We start from the raw sequence: 18910 nt of genomic DNA, 5'->3' as shown, positions 1-18910 counted from the left end.
AATTTTTGTGGAGGGGTTTTTTATTGGTTAAAAGCCGAAGTGAAATTGCAAAAAAGCGTTTATATTTCGCATATAAAATAAGCCAATTGGCAAACAACCAGAGAAATACCACAAATAAATCATAGGGTTTTGCAAAGAACGGTAACCATCCCGCAAACAAAATGATTGGAAAAGCCCATAAGCGCCAATTTGTGGTGAAAGAGGCATCGCCGAATGCTATACTTCAACTATCATATTAGGAGGTGTTCAATGGGCAAAAAAGAAATAGCATTATTATCTGAAACAGAGTCGCTGGAGAGTCTATTACATCGATTGCCTGACAATCATTCGCGCCGGGAATTTATCCAAGTTGAAATTTTTAAGGCAATGGCCGGAAAAAGGGGCGAAGAGAGGATGCACCGGAAAATGATTGAATTCGAGACAGAGGAACAACACCGATTTTTGAAAAATGTATGCTTGTCAAGAGATCGGTGGAAAGTCCAAGTGGATGGATTGTTATTGACGGAGCGCGGGGCAATCGTCATTGAATCGAAAAATATTAGCGGCCAACTTTATTTTGATGATAAAACCGGTGAATTTTCAAGAACCAATATAGAAGGCGTAAAAACGATAATGGAAGATCCGACGATCCAGTTGAACAAGCATATCCGTTTCTTGAGGTTATTTTTCAAAAGGCAGAATATCGATTTGCCCGTTTCGGGGATTGTCGTATTTACATCTAAACATTGTGAATTTCTGGCTAAGCCAAAGCAACACCACGTCTGCAAAACATATCAATTGGTCGATTATTTATTCAACATCCTTCAGGAATTCCCCCTAAAAAGCAATCCTCATGATTTATCGGAAATTCAGGAACTCCTCGAGCAATCTAGTACCCCTTATAAGAGAAAACCATTGTGTCATTTATATTCAATAGAAGAAACCGAGCTGTATATGGGTATACTGTGCACAAGCTGTAAAAATCTTAGTATGATGCGAAAGCATAAGAAAGGATGGATTTGTGCCGACTGCCAAGCGGTGGACCCGCTCGCTTTTCAACATACAATCCGGGAATATTTTTCGCTGATTAATACACACCTTAGCAATAGGAAACTCCGGAAATTCTGCAATCTCGAATCGCCTTATATTACTTCCCGTCTGTTAGGGATATATGATTTAGAGACTGCTGGTGCTTTGCGCAATCGGACGTACTCTTTAAAGAAAAAAGACTAGCTTTTCACGAAATGTGAAAAGCTTTTATGGGGTTATGCAAATAAATCGATGTATTCCGCAAACAATGAATAGTATTCCGCAAATAACTCAACGAATTTCACTAATAACCTAATGCATTCGGCAAAGAATCCTCCATATTCCGCAAATATATCGAAACTCCCCAATAAAATAATTGCTTCTACATTAGCTTTACTTGATAAAATGTTAAGTGTAGTATACATTATGTTATATAAACTTAACATTTTTGAAGAAAGGATGAAGTGGATGCTGAAAAACCGGGTGAAAGAGTTGCGGGCTCGCTATGGGTTTACACAAAGCGAGCTGGGCAAGCAAGTGGATGTGACGCGACAGACGATCGCGTTTATCGAGAAAGGCGAATTTTCACCGTCAATTACATTGTCTTTGAAGCTCGCTAAGGTCTTGCAAGTGGAAATAGGAGATTTATTTTGGTTGGAGGAGGAGTAAAGATGAAACAGGATTTTCGCATGACATACCCACTGTGGAATATGGCATTTATCTTGATACTGGCAGTGATGGCGGTCGGGTTCACTTCAAGCTTCGTCAATGTCACCAAGACTGATTCGAGCTTGAGCATAGAAGCGCAAGCGGTGGAAGGGTTCTTGCTGTTCGCGGCACTGATCGCGTATTTAGTATTAATCACGATTTATTTGATTGCTTTGCAATCATACAACCGAAAAAATCCAGAAAGAAAAATTTCGGCGTTCTCGATCCGTCCCCCTGAATACATGGAACAAGACGAGGGAATGACGTTCATCACAAGAAAAGCGGTACAGAAAGTGTATACATTCATCACCTGGTCACTGCCGTTTTTGGCGCTCATCGTCATGCTAGCGCCGATTCCGAAACTATATATCGTCTGGGGAATCCTCGCTGTCGCATTCGGCCAGAACCTGATTTATTATATGGAGATGCGCAGGCATCTGAAGGAGGCGGCTGAATGATTTATGAATACGCATTAATATTCCTCGGGGCGGCGATTCCGTGGTTAGAAATCGCGCTCGTCATCCCGCTCGGCATTGTCTGGGGCTTGTCACCGGTATGGGTCATGATCACGGCATTTGTAGGGAATATGCTGACGGTGATGCTGCTTATTATCGGCTTCGACAAATTCCGAATCTGGTACGATAAGCGCCAGGAAGCAAAAGGCAAGGAGCCGTCGAAGAAAAACGAACGCGCAGTGCGCATCTGGAACAAATACGGGCTGCCGGGGCTATCGCTTTTAGGGCCGATCTTGATCGGCACGCATATCGCGGCATTCATCGGCATGACTTTGGGTGCGACGAAGCGCAATACGACCGTCTGGATGATTATCAGCATCGGGGTCTGGACGCTCGCGTTCGGGATTTTGACAGCACTTGGCTTTGATTTCTTTACTGCGTAAATCGGCCCTATGCTATACTGGAGCTATTCTGAAAAAAGTGGTGAACGTATTATGAAACGAATTGAATCATTGCAGAACTCGCTCGTCAAACATTGGAAGAAACTGAGCACAACCCGTAAAGAGCGCGATAAATTCGGGGAATTTCTCATCGAAGGATTTCATTTGACGGAGGAGGCATTGAACAAGAAAGACGGCATCAAAGGCTTGATCGTCCGAGAAGGCACGGATATTCCGGATGCTTGGGACATTGAAGGTCTGGAGCTTTATGTAGTGACGGCGCAGATCGCCAAGGAAATTGCGGAAACTGAGCATACGCAAGGCATTTTCGCCCATTGCACACAGTTGGAGTACGGTGAGTCCATTCAAGAGCAATGGCAGACTCTGCTATTGATCGATGCCGTGCAAGACCCGGGCAATGTCGGGACGATGATCCGCACCGCGGCAGCTGCCGGGATTGACGCTGTCGTTCTCGGAAAAGGTTCGGTGGATGCGTACAATCCTAAAACGGTGCGCTCTGCACAAGGTGCTCATTTCCAGGTGCCGATCGTTAAAGGCGATTTGTTCGATTGGGTTGAACGCTTGAAAGGGCGGGACATTCCGGTTTACGGGACGGCGCTTTACCAATCGGTGCCAATGTACGAGGCGGAATCGAAAGAGCGTTTCGCGCTGATTGTTGGAAATGAAGGAAGCGGCGTCGAGCCGCAACTGCTCGAGCAGACCGACCAGAATCTCATGGTGCCGCTTTACGGACCGGCAGAATCATTGAACGTAGCCGTAGCAACTGGAATTCTATTGTATAGCCTCGTTCCAAAAACTGGTGTTTGATTAACAGGCGGAAGTTCATTATAATAGAAGAGAAATAAACAAGCGTTGACCGGGAAAAGTACGTAGTCCCCTGCATACAAGGAAGTCCGCCCTCGACTGAAAGCGCGGATATGCAGGAACTCCGGAAGTTCACCCCGCGAGCTGCTAGAAGGGGACCGGCCGAGTGCCGTAAAGTCTAGCCGGTGATGAGCCGTTATTCAATGGAGTGATCGCCTACGCGCGATAACTAGGGTGGTACCGCGAATCAATGCCTCGTCCCTTTTTGGGGTGGGGCTTTTTTATGTTCAAGGAGGAGAGAAAATGGAAGCAAGATTGCAGGAATTGAAAAATGAAGCATTGGAGAAAATCCAGGCAGCGCAAACAGTCAAGGAATTGACGGACGTGCGCGTAGCGTATTTAGGGAAAAAGGGGCCGATCACCGATGTCCTGAAAGGCATGGGCAAATTGCCGGCGGAAGAGCGTCCGAAGATGGGCGCGCTCGCAAACGAAGTGCGTGCAGAAGTGACTGAGTCGCTCGAAGTGCGCATGGTCCTGCTGGAAGAACAGGCGATCAATGAAAAGCTGCAAAGCGAAACGATTGATATTTCTTTGCCAGGACGTCCGGCGAAGACAGGCAATCCACATCCACTGACGCGGGTTGTCGAGGAAATCGAAGATCTTTTCTTGTCGATGGGATACGAAATCGCAGAAGGCCCGGAAGTCGAGAAGGATTATTATAATTTCGAAGCACTCAACTTGCCAAAAGGGCATCCAGCGCGCGATATGCAGGATTCCTTCTATATAACAGAAGATATTTTGCTGCGCACGCATACCTCACCGGTGCAGGCGCGCACGATGGAAGCAAAAGGCGGAGAGCCGATCAAGATCATTTGCCCGGGCAAAGTGTACCGCCGCGACAATGACGATGCGACGCATTCGCATCAATTCACGCAAATCGAAGGGCTTGTTGTTGGCGAGGACATCCGCATGAGCGATTTGAAAGGGACTTTGTCCGTCTTCGCCAAGAAGATGTTCGGCGAAGACCGCGAAATCCGCCTGCGCCCGAGCTTCTTCCCGTTCACGGAGCCTTCCGTTGAAATGGATATTTCTTGCTTTAAATGTGGCGGGTCTGGCTGCAATGTCTGCAAAAAGACCGGCTGGATCGAAATTCTGGGCGCCGGCATGGTGCATCCGAACGTTCTGGAAATGGCCGGCTATGATTCGAAGCGCCTTACAGGATTTGCATTCGGCATGGGGCCGGAGCGCATTGCGATGCTGAAATACGGCATCGAAGATATCCGCCATTTCTACACGAACGACGTGCGTTTCTTGACGCAATTTCAACGGACGGAACTTTAAGGAGGAACTTTCATGTTAGTATCGACAAAATGGTTGAAAGAATATGTAAATACACAAGATTTGCCCCCAGTGGAGCTAGGTGAAAAAATTACGCGCGCAGGAATCGAAGTTGACGCCGTAATTGACCGTTCGGAAGGACTGGCCAATTTGGTCGTCGGTTATGTGACGGAATGCGCGAAGCATCCGGAAGCCGATAAACTATCGATTTGCCAAGTGGATGTCGGCGGTGGGGAAATCGACCAGATCATCTGCGGCGCACCGAACATCGCACAGGGCCAGTCGGTCATCGTGGCGCGTCCGGGCGCGAAACTTCCGGGCGGCATGAAGATCAAAAAAGCGAAGCTGCGCGGGGAAGTGTCGAACGGCATGATCTGCTCGCTGCAAGAACTTGGAATCGAAACGAAATTGGTGCCGAAAAGCTATGCAGAAGGCATCTATGTCTTGCCTGAAAAAGCAGAGCCTGGCACAGACGTGCTGTCCTATTTGGACTTGGACGATACGGTCCTGGAACTTGGCCTCACGCCGAACCGTGCGGATGCAATGAGCATGCTCGGTGTCGCTTATGAAGTCGGCGCGATTTTAGAAGAGGAAGTCAGCTTGCCGGAAATCGAATATGCCGAAGCAGCGGACTCAGCGGAAAGCATGCTATCGCTCGAAGTGGATGCACCAGAAGCGAATCCTCTTTATGTCGCGAAAGTCGTGCGCAACGTCAAAGTGAAGGAATCTCCGCTTTGGCTGCAACAGCGTTTGATGGCAGCCGGCGTGCGCCCGCATAATAATGTCGTCGACGTGACCAATTATATTTTGATGGAATACGGCCAACCGCTCCATGCGTTTGACTATGATTCTCTTGGGACAGGAAACATCACCGTTCGCCAGGCAAAAGAAGGCGAAAAAATCACTACCCTTGATGATACGGAACGCACCTTATCTGCGCATCAATTGGTCATCACCAACGGCACAGACCCTGTTGCACTTGCCGGCGTCATGGGCGGTGCGAATTCGGAAGTGAGCGACGAGACGACAACGGTCGTCATCGAGTCCGCTTATTTTGCTTCAGATTCGATTCGCCGTACGTCGAAAGACCATAACTTGAGAAGCGATGCGAGCTCACGCTATGAAAAAGGCGTCGACCCGAACCGCGTCATCCCGGCTGCAGAACGCGCTGCCCAATTGCTGTCTGAACTGGCAGAAGGGGAAGTGCTTGCCGGATCGCTCATCTTCGACCAGCTCGATAAGCAAGAGCGCGTTGTCAAAGTTTCTCCGGACTTCATCAATAGCCGCCTCGGCATGAAGATCCGCCTTGAGGACATGCTCGATATTCTCAGCCGTTTGAAGTTCAACACAGAAGCGGTGAACAACCAATTGATCATTGAAGTGCCGACACGCCGACAGGATATTCAGATCGAAGAGGATGTCGTGGAGGAAATCGCGCGTCTTTACGGCTACGACGAGATTCCGGCAACCTTGCCGCGTACCGATGCGACACCTGGCGGATTGAGCCCTTACCAGGCGAAACGCCGCATTGCACGCCATTTCCTGGAAGGCGCGGGCTTGCTTCAGGCTACGACCTATTCTTTAACCTCGGAAGCTGCAGCGACGCAATTTGCACTGGAGCCGACGGAAACGACCCGTCTGTTGATGCCGATGAGCGAAGAGCGCAGCATTTTGCGCCAAAGTTTATTGCCTCATCTGCTCGAGTCGCTTTCCTACAATACGGCACGCCGCATTGATTCGGCAGCTTTGTATGAAACGGGTTCGGTGTTCTTGAAAGGCCAGGATGAATTGCTCGATGAACAAGAGCATTTGGCGATTGTCATGACGGGACTGTGGCTCGACCATAGCTGGCAGGGCGAAAAGAAAGCTGTCGACTTTTTCGTGGCAAAAGGCATCGTGGAAGGGCTTGCTGAAAAGCTGGGCCTAGAACTGTCATTTGAACGCGGCGAAATGGACGGTTTGCATCCAGGTAGAACGGCATTTATCCTGCTCGATGGCAAGCGCATCGGCGTTATTGGCGCCTTGCACCCGTCCGAGCAGAAAAAACGCGATTTGAAAGAAACAATCGTGATGGAATTGAACTTGGCGACGTTGCTGACGCGTGAAACGGAAGCGCTTGTCTATACACAAGTATCCCGCTACCCGACAATTTCACGCGACGTGGCGTTGGTCTTGTCGAATATCGTGGAAGCGCAGACGATTGAAGGGGTCATCCGCAAAGCGGGCGGCAAGCTTTTGAAAGATGTCCGCGTCTTCGATCTGTACGAAGGCGACCGCATGGATGAAGGCAAGAAATCCTTGGCGTTCTCGTTAAGATATTTCGACCCGGAGAAAACACTGACCGATGAAGAAGTGAACGCAGCGCATGAGAAAATCATCAAAGCGCTCACGGAATCAGGAGCGGAACTCCGTTAAAACCAAAAACAGTCTTGGGCTCATGGTGAGTCCAAGACTGTTTTTTTATGTGCGTTTTTTCTTCGCTGCCAAGGCTTGCGCTTTTTTCGTATTGGCAAAATGGGCTTTCGTAATGCTTTTCAGGAAGGTTTCTCCGCGCGACAACAAGATCTTGGCCGCGGCTTCATCGACAATCGCGCCAGCGCCTTTTGGCAAAGAGACGCCTGCAACTGTGCTGAGACGGTCCATTTCCTCTAAGAAAGCGACACGCGCAATGATCGATGCGCAGGCGACCGAAACATGGAGATTTTCCGCTTTCGTGGAAAACAGCACATTCTCGCGGATGATGTCGGATTCTTGTGCGATGTGCCGATAGTAGATGCCGCGCTCTGCGAATTGGTCGATCAGGATCGCTTCGGGTTTTTCCGGTGCCATTTTCCGCAAGACATGCTTCAACGCCTGGTTGTGGAGCAAAGCTTTGATCTTGCCTTGCGACCAGCCTCGCGCCTGCACTTGATTGTATTTCTCGTTATCTAAGGTCAGCACGCTATGAGTGAACGCGGCTTTTAAGTCAGGCGCGATCTTCCGCATATAATCATCCGTCAATTGCTTGGAATCCTTAACACCGAGTTCTTTTGCGAGTTCAATTTGCTGTGCGGGTACATAGCAAGCGGCGACAGTAATCGGGCCGAAAAAATCGCCTGTGCCGGTTTCATCGGAGCCGAGCACAGAGCGGTTGGCGAAATCGGGCGGCAATTGATCGCCTTTCGCTGCCGACGTTTTCTCTTTGGTGCTGTCGCCAGCGCCCCATTTGGCGGTTTCGCGTTCAGCGCCAGCGCCTTGGAACATGACTTTGCCGGATGTGTAGACGGTAATCATCGCATCCGACAGCTTGGCAGCAAAGCGTGCATGGGGATTCTTGGTGGTTATTTCCTTATTACGGTAATGTTCAATCAATCTTTTTAAGGCTTCTTCTGGCAGTTTCAAGACGCTATTGGTCATTGGGAGTCCCCTTTCTTATGATTCACAATCCGCTCGAGTTCGTGTTATGATGGTCTATAGAATTCCAAAGGGGGAACGCGCATTGCAAGAGCAGCATAAAATTCGCACTGTCGTTGATATATATGGCCATACATATAAGATGCTCGGTACCGAGACATCCGGCCATATGAGGCTTGTCGCTTCCATGGTCGACAGCAAGATGCGGGAGATCAACGCCGCCAATCCATCGCTTGACCAAGCGAAACTAGCCGTATTGACCGCGGTAAATGCGACACATGAATATCTTAAACTGAAAGAGCAGCTAGAACAAATGGAAATTGAATTGAATAACTTGAAGGGCTGACGGATATGCTTGATTTAATCTTATTGGTATTGCTTCTGGCGGGGATTTTGGTCGGCTTCAAGCGAGGGCTGGTACTGCAATTCTTACACATGGTAGGATTTGTCGTCGCGCTCATTGTTGCCTACACGTATTATAAACCGCTATCGGAAAACTTTGTGTTATGGGTTCCATACCCGACGGTCGACGAAAGCTCGCGCTTTGCGATGGCTTTTGAACAATTGAATCTGGACCAAACTTTTTACCAGCTGTTGGCATTCGCACTCATTTTCTTCGTCGTGAAATTTTTGCTGACGCTGATCGCATCGATGTTCGATTTCATCAAATACATACCGGTGCTCGGGTTTTTGAGCCGTATTTTCGGTGCAGTCCTTGGACTCATCGAAGCGCACATCCTATTGTTTATCGGACTCTACGTATTTGCGTTATTGCCGATCGATGTGATTCAAAACCAAATCGAAAATTCCGGGATCGCCCGTGCCATCCTCGAACACACGCCGTATTTCTCTGAGAAAGTGAAGGAATGGTGGTATATTTATATGTAGTAGGAACTTCTCTCTTACGAGGGAAGTTTTTTTATGAACCGATTAGGGAGGTTTGTTTCGCATGAATAAAAAAATTATTATCCGTACTTTGGAAAATATTGCGTTATATATGGAATTAAAAGGGGACAACCCGTTTAAAGTATCGGCTTTCCGCAAAGCTGCCCAAGCTCTAGAACTCGACCAGCGCAGCCTGGATGAGATTGAAGATGTCACGAAGTTGAAAGGCATCGGAAAAGGCACAGGCGATGTCATCACCGAATTGATTACCGACGGCAAATCGTCTGTCCTCGAAGAGCTTCAGGAAGAAGTGCCGAAAGGGCTTGTGCCGATGCTGAAACTGCAAGGGCTTGGCGGCAAGAAAATTGCCAAACTCTACAAAGAACTCGGCGTGGATTCAATGGAATCCTTGAAGCAGGCGTGCATCGATGGGCGTGTCCAAGCGCTTCCGGGATTCGGCGCAAAATCCGAAGAGAAAATCCTGCTTGAGCTGGAAAACTTCGAAACCGACCCGGGACGCCACCCCATCTGGAAAACGGAAGAAACGGTGGCATTCATTGAAAACTTATTGACGACGATTTCCGATGTTGCGGAATTTTCAGTTGCGGGAAGTTTTCGCCGCACAAAAGAGACGAGCAAAGACCTCGACTTTATCGTAGCGACCGATGAACCGGCAAAAGTGAAAGAACAACTGCTCGCCGGCTTGCCTGTAAAAGAAACCATTGCATCAGGCGACACGAAAGTCTCTGTTGCGGTGGAAGTGGTCGAGCCGATCGATGTCGATTTCCGCCTCGTTGCACCAGAAGAATTTGCGACAGCGCTGCATCATTTTACCGGTTCAAAAGACCATAATGTCCGCATGCGCCAATTGGCCAAAGCGAAAAAAGAGAAAATTAGCGAATACGGCGTGGAACAGGAAGACGGTTCCGTGTTGACATTCGAATCAGAAGAGGCATTTTTCGCCCATTTCGATTTGCCATTCATTCCACCGACCGTGCGCGAAGATGGCCGTGAAATCGACCGAATTGACGAATTGCCGTCGCTCGTCTCGCTCGACGACATCCGCGGCGACTTGCATATGCACACAACCTGGTCAGACGGGGCGCATTCCATCGATGAAATGATCAATGCTTGCCAAGACCAGGGTTACGAATACATGGTCATCACCGACCATTCACAATACCTGAAAGTCGCGAACGGCTTGACGCCTGAGCGCTTGATTGAACAGAACGGGAAGTTGCGTGAGGCCAATAAACGCCATGATGGCATCGAAGTATTGTCCGGAACGGAAATGGACATCTTGCCGGATGGCAGTTTGGATTTCGACGACGAAGTGCTCGCGCAATTGGATTTCGTCATCGCGAGCATCCATTCGAGTTTCCAACAGCCGCAAGAACAGATCATGGCGCGCATTTTGACGGCCATGAAAAACCCTTACGTCCATATGATCGCGCATCCGACAGGCCGAATCGTCGGAAAACGCGACGGATATAATCCGGATGTTGAACAAATCCTCGATTGGGCCAAAGAATACGGCAAGATCGTTGAATTGAACGCGAGCCCGTATCGCCTCGACCTCGCAGTGGAATGGCTGGTCATGGCACAGGAAAAAGGCGTACCAGTCGCCATCAATACCGATGCCCATGCAATCGAAGGGCTGGAGGTCATGGCAACGGGCGTCCGCCACGCACAGAAAGCATGGCTGAAAAAAGACAATGTGGTCAATACATGGCCGCTTGAGAAGTTACGAGATTTCTTGAAACGATAAAGGAGGAGTTTATATGATCGCAGAGCGCGCATTACGAACTCTCGAATTTTATAAAATCCGTGAAGAAGTGGCTGCATTTTGCACTTCATCACTTGGAAAAGGGTTAGTGAAAGAATTGCTGCCGTCTACTGACATCGCGGAAGTGAACCGTTTGTTGGAAGAAATGGATGAAGCAGCGCAATTATTGCGTATCAAGAATAATGTGCCGATGGGCGGGATCTCCGATATCCGCCCCCATGCGAAACGTGCACAAATCGGCGGCAGTCTGAGCCCGGTGGAGTTGATGGAAGTCTCCTCAACGATCCGTGCAAGCCGGATCTTGCGCCATTTCCTTGAAGCTATCGACGCGGAAGAAGATATCGCTATTCCCCACTTCATGGAGAAAAAAGAAAACATGCCGATATTGACGCAGCTTGAGCACGATATCAATGCATGCATCGATGACAACGGGACTGTGGTCGACAGCGCGAGCTCGGAACTTCGCAGCATTCGCCAATCGCTGCGCGCGCAGGAAAGCCGCGTGCGCGAAAAACTCGAGAGCCTGATACGCGGGCGCAATGCGTCGAAAATGCTGTCGGATTCGATTGTCACCATCCGTAACGATCGCTTCGTTATCCCGGTCAAGCAAGAATACAGAAGCCATTACGGCGGCATTGTCCACGACCAATCATCGTCAGGCCAGACGCTGTTCATCGAACCGGATGCTGTCGTGCAAGCAAACAATGAAGTGCGCCGGCTGAAGTTGAAAGAACGGGAAGAAATCGACCGCATCCTGCTGATGTTGTCTATGAAAGTACAGGAAGTCGCACACGAATTGTTCACTTTGGTCGGCGTATTGGCAGAAGTCGATCTGATCCTGGCAAAAGCGAAGTACGGGCAAGCGCATAAATGCTCGAAGCCCGACATGAATACAGAAGGCTATATCAATTTGAAAAAAGCGCGCCATCCGCTCATTCCTCAAGATGAAGTGGTGCCAAACGATATCGAGTTTGGCCGTGACATTACGGCGATCGTCATCACCGGACCGAATACAGGCGGAAAGACCGTTACTTTGAAAACGGTCGGCTTGTCGACTTTGATGGCACAGGCAGGGCTCCCTGTACCGGCGCTCGAAGGTTCGGAACTGGCTGTATTCGACCAGATCTTTGCCGATATCGGCGATGAGCAATCGATCGAGCAAAGCTTGAGTACGTTCTCCTCCCATATGGTCAACATCGTCGACATCCTCGAGAAATTCGATGAAAACTCACTCGTCATTTTCGATGAGCTTGGTGCCGGTACTGACCCGCAAGAAGGCGCGGCGCTTGCCATTTCATTATTGGATGAAGTACATGGCAGAGGCGCGCGCGTCATTGCGACGACCCATTATCCGGAACTGAAAGCTTATGGCTATAACCGGGAAGGCGTCGCCAATGCCAGCGTCGAATTCGATGTGGAAACATTGAGCCCGACCTACCGTTTGCTGATCGGTGTGCCGGGACGCAGCAACGCTTTCGAAATTTCCAAACGCCTCGGCTTGCCGGAGCATATCATTTCCCATGCGAAGAGCTTTACAGGAACCGATCGCAAGGAAGTCGACTCGATGATTGCTTCGCTTGAGAAAAGCCGTCGCGAAGCGGAACGGGATGCAGAAGAAACCCGTTCTGTGCTTGAAGAATCCGAGACGCTAAAAGAAGACTTGGCGAAACGACTCGCGGAATACGACAGCCGCAAAGAGCTGCTTGAAGACAAAGCAAAAGAAAAAGCGCGCAAAATCGTCGATCAGGCGCGCGCGGAAGCGGAAACGGTCATCAAGGAACTGCGCCAAATGCAGCTCACCCAGCAGACCGGCGTGAAAGAACATCAACTCATCGATGCAAAAAAACGGCTGGAAGATGCCATGCCGGAAAACCGCGTCCTGAAAAAAGCGAAAAAGAAAAACGAACCGGTCGCCCTGAAACCGAATGACGAAGTAAAAGTGCTATCCTACGGGCAAAAGGGGACATTGGTCGAAAAAGTTTCCGACACGGAATGGGTCGTACAGGTTGGCATCTTGAAAATGAAACTGCCTGAATCCGACCTCAGCTACACGAAACCTGAAAAGCAAAAAGAAACTCGCACGATGACCAGCTTGAAAGGCCGTGAAGGCTATACGAAAATGGAGTTGGACCTTCGCGGTGAGCGCTACGAAGATGCCTTGTCACGCGTCGAGAAATATTTGGATGATGCTTTATTGGCGAATTACCACCAAGTCTCCATCATTCACGGCAAAGGAACAGGCGCGCTTCGTCAAGGGGTGCAGCAATACTTGAAGAAACATCCGCGCGTCAAGAGCTATCGCTTTGGCGAACCGGGTGAAGGCGGATCGGGTGTAACAGTCGCTGAATTGAAGTAAGGGCGGAAGGGGAGTTTGCAAATGTTCGAGGAAGGATTTTGGACCCATCCGCTCGTTGAGACGGCCGGCTATTTCAGTGTGGTAGTCTTATGCTTGATCGTAGCGATGGTTATTTTTGAAGTCGTAACAAAATATAAGAACTGGGAAGAAATCAAAAGCGGCAATTTGGCCGTGGCGATGGCCACAGGCGGAAAGATTTTCGGCGTCACGAATATTTTCCGCTTTTCGATTGAACAGCACACGACGCTGTTTGAGATGATCGGCTGGGGACTGTTCGGGTTCGTATTATTGATTTTTGCTTATCTGCTCTTTGAGTTTTTGACGCCAAAATTCAAAGTGGATGAAGAAATCGCCCGCGATAACCGTTCGGTCGGCTTGATTTCGATGACCATCTCAGTCGGCTTGTCGTATGTTATCGGAGCCAGTATTTCATAGGAGTTGGAACGAATGGAAAACCTGATCAAAATCTTAATCGTTTTTTGCATCTTGTTTGTGCTTGTAGGAATCGTCTTCCTATTCGTGTTTTAAAAACGGCCTGTGTGCCGTTTTTTTTTATGGATTAAAACCTCATAGAAAATAATGTTTGAAAGCGTTATCATAATTCTTTATACTTAAAGTAGGAATATTCTCACGATTCCGATAAAAGAGGGGGAGGTAGAAAGTATGTCCGAAAAACCGTGGTTAGCTCATTATCCGGCGGAAGTACCGCACACGCTAACGTATCCGAGCATGCCAGTCCAGGAATATTTGACGAAAGCCTATGAAGACTTTCCGCAAAAGACCGCAATCCATTTCCTGGGCAAGGACCTTAGCTACGAAGAGTTGTACCAATCTGCCATGAAGATGGCCAATTACCTTCAAAAGCTAGGCATCCAAAAAGGCGACCGGGTATCCATCATGCTGCCGAACTGCCCACAGGCGGTCATCAGTTTTTATGGGATCCTTTACGCTGGGGGCGTCGTCGTCATGACAAATCCGCTTTATACGGAGCGGGAAATTTCCTACCAGATGAAAGATTCCGGTGCCAAGGCAATCATTGCGCTAGATATCTTGTTCCCGCGAATCAACAAAGTGATCAAAGAAACGGATCTTGAGAACGTTATCGTCACGGGCATCAAGGATTACCTGACATTCCCGAAAAACCTCGTGTACCCGTTCATCCAGAAAAAGCAATACGGCATGACGGTGAAAGTCGAACACCGGGGGATCAATCACCTCTTCACGGAAATCATGAAAACAGCTTCGCCGCAAATTACCAAGCCGCCATTTGATTTCGACGAAGACTTGGCGCTGCTGCAATACACCGGCGGAACGACCGGATCGCCAAAAGGCGTCATGCTGACGCACCGTAACTTAATCTCGAATGCGACAATGTGTGACGCTTGGCTCTATAAATCGAAGCGTGGCGAAGAGACGATCATGGGCATCATTCCTTTATTCCATGTGTACGGTTTGACGACTGTCTTGATCTTATCTGTCATGCAGGGCAATAAGATGGTGCTCTTGCCGAAATTCGATCCAGAGCAGGCCTTGAAAACCATCAACAAGCAAAAGCCGACCTTGTTCCCTGGCGCACCGACGCTTTATATCGGTTTATTAAACCATCCGGACATCAAGAAATACGATCTATCTTCCATTGAAGCATGCTTGAGCGGGTCTGCTCCGCTGCCGACGGAAGTACAGGAGAAATTCGAACGCATCACGGGAGGCAAACTGGTCGAAGGCTATGGCCTGACCGAAACCTCGCCGGTTACCCACTCGAATCTCGTATGGGGCGAACGGACGAAAGGCTCGATCGGCATGCCGTATCCGGATACAGATTGCGAAATTTTCCTTCCGGGAACGACTGATCCTGTTCCAAACGGCCAGATCGGTGAAATAGCCATTCAAGGCCCTCAAGTGATGAAAGGCTATTGGAACCGTCCGGATGCTACAGCGGCAACGATTGTCGATGGCTGGCTATTGACTGGGGATCTTGGCTATATGGACGAAGAAGGGCAATTCTTTATCGTCGACCGCAAAAAAGACATGATCATCGCCGGAGGCTTCAATATCTATCCAAGGGAAATCGAAGAAGTGCTGTATGAACACGAAGCGATCCAGGAATGTGTCGTTGCCGGAATCCCGGACCCGTATCGCGGCGAAACGGTAAAAGCATACATCGTGTTGAAAGAAGGGTATACTGTTACAGAAGAACAACTGGATAAACATTGCCGTGAACACCTCGCAGCGTTCAAAGTGCCGCGTATTTATGAGTTCCGTAAAGAACTCCCGAAAACAGCGGTCGGTAAAATCCTGCGCAGATCGCTGGTGGATGAAGAAATCGCCAAGCGCAATGAAGCGGTTCCTTCCTAACTAAGGCAAAAGCTTGACACAATTTAAACAAAACGATAATATGAAAATATGAATGAATCGCCATTCATATTTTCATATTTTTTTGGGTGGTGACAGGATGGTAAAGAAGGATAAACCGAAATATAAGCAAATCATTGACGCTGCGGTCATCGTCATCGCAGAGAATGGTTACCACCAAGCGCAAGTTTCTAAAATTGCCAAGCAAGCAGGTGTAGCGGACGGTACGATTTATTTGTATTTCAAGAATAAAGAAGACATTCTCATTTCCGTCTTCCAGGAGAAGATGGGCGTGTTCGTCAGCGAATTGGAGAAAATCATCGCGAAAGACGCAAGCGCAGCCGATCAGCTCGGCATGATGATCAATAGTCATTTCAGCTTGCTCGCAAACGATCTGCACCTGGCGATTGTGACCCAGCTAGAACTTCGGCAATCCAATCATGACATCCGCATGAAAATCAATAATGTCTTGCGGGGTTATTTAAAATTGATGGACCGGATCTTGATCAGCGGCATCGAATCAGGAGAATTTGATCAAAATATGGATATTCGTTTAGCCCGCCAGATGGTTTTTGGTACAATGGATGAGACCATTACTACCTGGGTGATGAACGATCACAAGTATGATTTGGTCGAACTCGCACCGAAAGTGCAGCGCTTATTGCTGAAAGGCATGCAAGCGTAAAGGGAGGGGATGAGCAGGTGGAATTTATCAGCTGGAAAAAAGAAGATAGGGTAGCGATCGCGACAATCAACCGGCCGCCGGCAAATGCATTGTCTCGGGCGCTGATCTTGGAAGTCGATGCACTTCTGGATGAAGTGAAAAACGACCCGGATGTCCGTGCGATCGTCTTGCACGGGGAAGGGCGTTTCTTCTCGGCAGGCGCCGACATCAAGGAGTTCACGGAAGTGACTTCGGGAGAAGAATTCTCGAAACTGTCGGCAAGCGGGCAAGCCGTATTTGAACGCGTGGAAACATTCCATAAGCCGGTTATTGCCGCTATCCACGGCGCCGCACTCGGCGGAGGTTTGGAGCTGGCAATGAGCTGCCATATGCGTTTTGTTACGGAAAATGCTAAACTGGGATTGCCGGAACTTCAATTGGGATTGATTCCTGGATTTGCAGGAACACAGCGTTTGCCGCGTTATGTCGGAGTGGCCAAAGCCGCTGAAATGCTTTTGACGAGCGATCCGATTACAGGCGAAGAAGCAGTGCAGCTCGGTCTTGCCAACCGTTCTTTCGGCGAAGAAGACCTTCTTCCGCAAACGCTTTCAATTGCGAAGAAAATTGCGAAAAAGAGCCCGGTGTCCGTCAAGGCGGCCATCGACATGCTTCAGTATTCGAAGCACGGGGCTTTTGAAGAAGGGGTCAAGGCAGAAGCGGATTCGTTCGGTACGGTTTTCGTATCGGAAGACGCGAAGGAAGGCATTAGCGCTTTCCTGGAAAAACGCGAAGCACAATTTAAAGGGAAATAATACTTGGGAGGTTTACGTTCATGAACATTTATGTATTGGTAAAACGTACGTTTGACACAGAAGAAAAGCTGGTTGTCTCTGGTGGCCAGATTCAAGAAGATGGCGCTGAATTCATCATCAACCCATATGACGAGTATGCGATCGAAGAGGCCATCACGGTCCGCGACGCTCACGGCGGCGAAGTGACAGTTGTCACAATCGGCGACGAGGAAGCTGAAAAGCAATTGCGTACAGCACTTGCAATGGGCGCTGACAAAGCGGTCTTGATCAATACAGAAGACGATGTCGAGGAAATGGACCAGTTTACGGCAGCTTACATACTGGCAGAGTACTTGAAAGACAAAGAAGCGGACTTGATTCTTGCAGGAAACGTAGCGATCGACGGCGGATCTGGCCAAGTCGGACCGCGCGTAGCTGATTTGCTTGATATCAATTACGTGACGACGATCACAAGCCTTGAAATCGAAGGCGAAACAGTGAAAATCGTCCGTGATATTGAAGGGGATGCAGAAGAGCTTGAAACTTCATTGCCTTTATTGGTCACAGCCCAACAAGGCTTGAACGAACCGCGCTATCCATCTCTTCCAGGAATCATGAAAGCGAAGAAAAAACCGCTTGAAGAGCTTGAGCTCGATGATCTGGATATCGACGAAGAAGATGTAGAAGCGAAAACAGAAACGATCGAAGTATACTTGCCGCCGAAAAAACAAGCCGGCCGTATTTTGGAAGGCGAAATTCCAAGCCAAGTTTCTGAACTGGTCAGCTTGCTTCGCTCTGAAGCGAAAGTTATATAAACGTACGCCAATCATTCATTTTCACATCTACTTAGGGGGTTAACGGACTATGTCGAAAAAAGTATTAGTATTGGGCGAAACGCGTGAAGGCGCTTTGCGCAACGTATCATTTGAAGCAATTGCCGCAGCCAAGAAAATTTCAGGCGGCGGGGAAGTCGTTGCTGTCTTGCTTGGGGAAGCAGTGAGCGAGTTCGGAAACGAATTGGTAGCTTACGGCGCTGACCGTGTCATTACGGTTGAGCACCCACACTTGAAATCTTATACATCTGACGGCTACGGCCAGGCATTTATGGCAGTTGTTGACCAGGAGCAGCCTGAAGCAATCGTCTTCGGCCACACTGCAGTCGGCAAGGACTTGTCGCCAAAAATCGCATCGAAATTGCAAACCGGCTTGATTTCCGATGTAACGGATATCGAAGGGGAAGGGGACGACGCTGTCTTCATCCGCCCGATCTATTCCGGTAAAGCATTTGAAAAAGTGAAACTGAAAGAAGACGGTGTTGTCTTCATTACAGTACGCCCGAACAACATCGCTCCGCTTGAGCGTGAAGAACGTTCTGGCGATGTATCGAGCTTGTCGGTCGATATCACGAACTTGCGCACGATCATCAAAAACGTCGTCCGCAAATCCGCAGAAGGCGTAGACCTTTCAGAAGCGAAAGTCATCATCGCTGGCGGACGCGGCGTCAAGAGTAAAGACGGATTCGAGCCTTTGCAAGAACTGGCTGACCTTCTTGGCGGCGCAGTCGGAGCATCACGCGGCGCATGTGACGCAGATTACTGCGATTATTCCTTGCAGATCGGACAGACAGGGAAAGTCGTTACACCTGATCTCTACATCGCAGCGGGAATTTCCGGCGCGATCCAGCACATGGCAGGGATGTCCAACTCCAAAGTCATCGTTGCGATCAATAAAGACCCGGAAGCGAACATCTTCAAAGTAGCAGACTACGGAATCGTCGGAGACCTATTCGACGTCATCCCGTTGCTTACAGAAGAATTCAAGAAAGTCATGTAATCACAGCAGCCCGCAATGTAGCGGGCTGTTTTTTTGCGTGCCCCTGTAGCGGAATCTCCTAAATTTTAAATACATT

General features: G+C 48.9%; 18 protein-coding genes and 1 other annotated feature. Of the genes, 17 read left to right on the top strand and 1 reads right to left on the bottom strand.

The window, feature by feature from the left end:
• Window positions 1-249 precede the first annotated feature (249 nt).
• The 7 genes from DFR62_RS10135 to pheT all read left to right on the top strand — a co-directional run bounded on the left by DFR62_RS10135 (window position 250) and on the right by pheT (window position 7189).
• Window positions 250-1212 carry a nuclease-related domain-containing protein gene (locus DFR62_RS10135; RefSeq protein ID WP_121300232.1) on the top strand — a complete coding sequence of 321 codons (963 nt, stop codon included), beginning with the start codon at window positions 250-252 and terminating at the stop codon, window positions 1210-1212.
• A 264-nt stretch (window positions 1213-1476) separates the two neighbouring features.
• Window positions 1477-1677 carry a helix-turn-helix transcriptional regulator gene (locus tag DFR62_RS10130; RefSeq protein ID WP_121300297.1) on the top strand — a complete coding sequence of 67 codons (201 nt, stop codon included), beginning with the start codon at window positions 1477-1479 and terminating at the stop codon, window positions 1675-1677.
• Between the two features lie 2 nt (window positions 1678-1679).
• Entirely contained in the window at window positions 1680-2174 is a 495-nt protein-coding gene (locus DFR62_RS10125) for a hypothetical protein (protein ID WP_121300230.1), read from the top strand.
• On the top strand, window positions 2171-2614 hold the full coding sequence (locus DFR62_RS10120; RefSeq protein ID WP_121300228.1) for a small multi-drug export protein: 444 nt from the start codon (window positions 2171-2173) through the stop codon (window positions 2612-2614). The genes DFR62_RS10125 and DFR62_RS10120 overlap by 4 nt, the downstream gene beginning before the upstream one ends.
• Window positions 2615-2665: 51 nt before the next feature.
• A complete protein-coding gene (locus DFR62_RS10115) occupies window positions 2666-3439 on the top strand; it encodes a TrmH family RNA methyltransferase (RefSeq protein ID WP_121300226.1) in 774 nt (257 codons plus the stop codon).
• A gap of 36 nt (window positions 3440-3475) precedes the next feature.
• Window positions 3476-3702, top strand: a binding site (T-box leader).
• A gap of 37 nt (window positions 3703-3739) precedes the next feature.
• A complete protein-coding gene (pheS, locus tag DFR62_RS10110) occupies window positions 3740-4777 on the top strand; it encodes a phenylalanine--tRNA ligase subunit alpha (RefSeq protein ID WP_121300224.1) in 1038 nt (345 codons plus the stop codon).
• Window positions 4778-4789: 12 nt separating this feature from the next.
• Window positions 4790-7189, top strand: coding sequence for a phenylalanine--tRNA ligase subunit beta (gene pheT, locus DFR62_RS10105; RefSeq protein WP_121300221.1), 2400 nt, complete (start codon window positions 4790-4792; stop codon window positions 7187-7189).
• 45 nt (window positions 7190-7234) lie between these two features.
• Here pheT and rnhC read toward each other — a convergent pair whose 3' ends face one another.
• On the bottom strand, window positions 7235-8170 hold the full coding sequence (gene rnhC / locus DFR62_RS10100) for a ribonuclease HIII (protein ID WP_121300219.1): 936 nt from the start codon (window positions 8168-8170) through the stop codon (window positions 7235-7237).
• An 82-nt stretch (window positions 8171-8252) separates the two neighbouring features.
• Here rnhC and zapA point away from each other — a divergent pair, with 82 nt between their 5' ends.
• The 10 genes from zapA (at window position 8253) to DFR62_RS10050 (ending at window position 18834) form a co-directional block, all read left to right on the top strand.
• Window positions 8253-8513 carry a cell division protein ZapA gene (zapA, locus tag DFR62_RS10095; protein ID WP_058381052.1) on the top strand — a complete coding sequence of 87 codons (261 nt, stop codon included), beginning with the start codon at window positions 8253-8255 and terminating at the stop codon, window positions 8511-8513.
• 5 nt (window positions 8514-8518) lie between these two features.
• Window positions 8519-9055 (top strand): CvpA family protein, encoded by a 537-nt coding sequence (locus tag DFR62_RS10090; RefSeq protein ID WP_121300217.1) that lies wholly within the window; start codon window positions 8519-8521, stop codon window positions 9053-9055.
• Window positions 9056-9116: 61 nt separating this feature from the next.
• Window positions 9117-10820 carry a DNA polymerase/3'-5' exonuclease PolX gene (polX, locus tag DFR62_RS10085; RefSeq protein ID WP_121300215.1) on the top strand — a complete coding sequence of 568 codons (1704 nt, stop codon included), beginning with the start codon at window positions 9117-9119 and terminating at the stop codon, window positions 10818-10820.
• Window positions 10821-10833: 13 nt separating this feature from the next.
• On the top strand, window positions 10834-13194 hold the full coding sequence (locus tag DFR62_RS10080; RefSeq protein ID WP_121300212.1) for an endonuclease MutS2: 2361 nt from the start codon (window positions 10834-10836) through the stop codon (window positions 13192-13194).
• Between the two features lie 21 nt (window positions 13195-13215).
• Window positions 13216-13629, top strand: a complete 414-nt coding sequence (locus DFR62_RS10075) for a DUF350 domain-containing protein (protein WP_121300210.1) — start codon at window positions 13216-13218, stop codon at window positions 13627-13629.
• A gap of 228 nt (window positions 13630-13857) precedes the next feature.
• Window positions 13858-15549: an AMP-binding protein gene (locus tag DFR62_RS10070; protein WP_121300208.1), complete on the top strand. Its 1692-nt coding sequence runs from the start codon at window positions 13858-13860 to the stop codon at window positions 15547-15549.
• Window positions 15550-15646: 97 nt separating this feature from the next.
• Entirely contained in the window at window positions 15647-16231 is a 585-nt protein-coding gene (locus DFR62_RS10065) for a TetR/AcrR family transcriptional regulator (RefSeq protein ID WP_101190124.1), read from the top strand.
• A gap of 17 nt (window positions 16232-16248) precedes the next feature.
• Entirely contained in the window at window positions 16249-17022 is a 774-nt protein-coding gene (locus DFR62_RS10060; protein ID WP_121300206.1) for an enoyl-CoA hydratase, read from the top strand.
• Window positions 17023-17042: 20 nt separating this feature from the next.
• Window positions 17043-17816 carry an electron transfer flavoprotein subunit beta/FixA family protein gene (locus tag DFR62_RS10055; RefSeq protein ID WP_058381044.1) on the top strand — a complete coding sequence of 258 codons (774 nt, stop codon included), beginning with the start codon at window positions 17043-17045 and terminating at the stop codon, window positions 17814-17816.
• A 49-nt stretch (window positions 17817-17865) separates the two neighbouring features.
• Window positions 17866-18834 (top strand): electron transfer flavoprotein subunit alpha/FixB family protein, encoded by a 969-nt coding sequence (locus DFR62_RS10050; protein WP_121300204.1) that lies wholly within the window; start codon window positions 17866-17868, stop codon window positions 18832-18834.
• Window positions 18835-18910: the final 76 nt, after the last annotated feature.

This window comes from Planococcus citreus (assembly GCF_003664125.1).
GTDB lineage: Bacteria > Bacillota > Bacilli > Bacillales_A > Planococcaceae > Planococcus > Planococcus citreus.
The sequence above is the reverse complement of the archived record's forward strand: the minus strand, read 5'-3'. Positions and strand labels throughout refer to the sequence as shown.

What these genes read in the sequence shown, in the direction of transcription:
- DFR62_RS10135 (WP_121300232.1), top strand. Translation starts at nt 250, where the DNA reads ATGGGCAAAAAAGAAATAGCATTATTATCTGAAACAGAGTCGCTGGAG.
- DFR62_RS10130 (WP_121300297.1), top strand. Translation starts at nt 1,477, where the DNA reads ATGCTGAAAAACCGGGTGAAAGAGTTGCGGGCTCGCTATGGGTTTACA.
- DFR62_RS10125 (WP_121300230.1), top strand. Translation starts at nt 1,680, where the DNA reads ATGAAACAGGATTTTCGCATGACATACCCACTGTGGAATATGGCATTT.
- DFR62_RS10120 (WP_121300228.1), top strand. Translation starts at nt 2,171, where the DNA reads ATGATTTATGAATACGCATTAATATTCCTCGGGGCGGCGATTCCGTGG.
- DFR62_RS10115 (WP_121300226.1), top strand. Translation starts at nt 2,666, where the DNA reads ATGAAACGAATTGAATCATTGCAGAACTCGCTCGTCAAACATTGGAAG.
- pheS (WP_121300224.1), top strand. Translation starts at nt 3,740, where the DNA reads ATGGAAGCAAGATTGCAGGAATTGAAAAATGAAGCATTGGAGAAAATC.
- pheT (WP_121300221.1), top strand. Translation starts at nt 4,790, where the DNA reads ATGTTAGTATCGACAAAATGGTTGAAAGAATATGTAAATACACAAGAT.
- rnhC (WP_121300219.1), bottom strand. Translation starts at nt 8,170, where the DNA reads ATGACCAATAGCGTCTTGAAACTGCCAGAAGAAGCCTTAAAAAGATTG.
- DFR62_RS10090 (WP_121300217.1), top strand. Translation starts at nt 8,519, where the DNA reads ATGCTTGATTTAATCTTATTGGTATTGCTTCTGGCGGGGATTTTGGTC.
- polX (WP_121300215.1), top strand. Translation starts at nt 9,117, where the DNA reads ATGAATAAAAAAATTATTATCCGTACTTTGGAAAATATTGCGTTATAT.
- DFR62_RS10080 (WP_121300212.1), top strand. Translation starts at nt 10,834, where the DNA reads ATGATCGCAGAGCGCGCATTACGAACTCTCGAATTTTATAAAATCCGT.
- DFR62_RS10075 (WP_121300210.1), top strand. Translation starts at nt 13,216, where the DNA reads ATGTTCGAGGAAGGATTTTGGACCCATCCGCTCGTTGAGACGGCCGGC.
- DFR62_RS10070 (WP_121300208.1), top strand. Translation starts at nt 13,858, where the DNA reads ATGTCCGAAAAACCGTGGTTAGCTCATTATCCGGCGGAAGTACCGCAC.
- DFR62_RS10065 (WP_101190124.1), top strand. Translation starts at nt 15,647, where the DNA reads ATGGTAAAGAAGGATAAACCGAAATATAAGCAAATCATTGACGCTGCG.
- DFR62_RS10055 (WP_058381044.1), top strand. Translation starts at nt 17,043, where the DNA reads ATGAACATTTATGTATTGGTAAAACGTACGTTTGACACAGAAGAAAAG.
- DFR62_RS10050 (WP_121300204.1), top strand. Translation starts at nt 17,866, where the DNA reads ATGTCGAAAAAAGTATTAGTATTGGGCGAAACGCGTGAAGGCGCTTTG.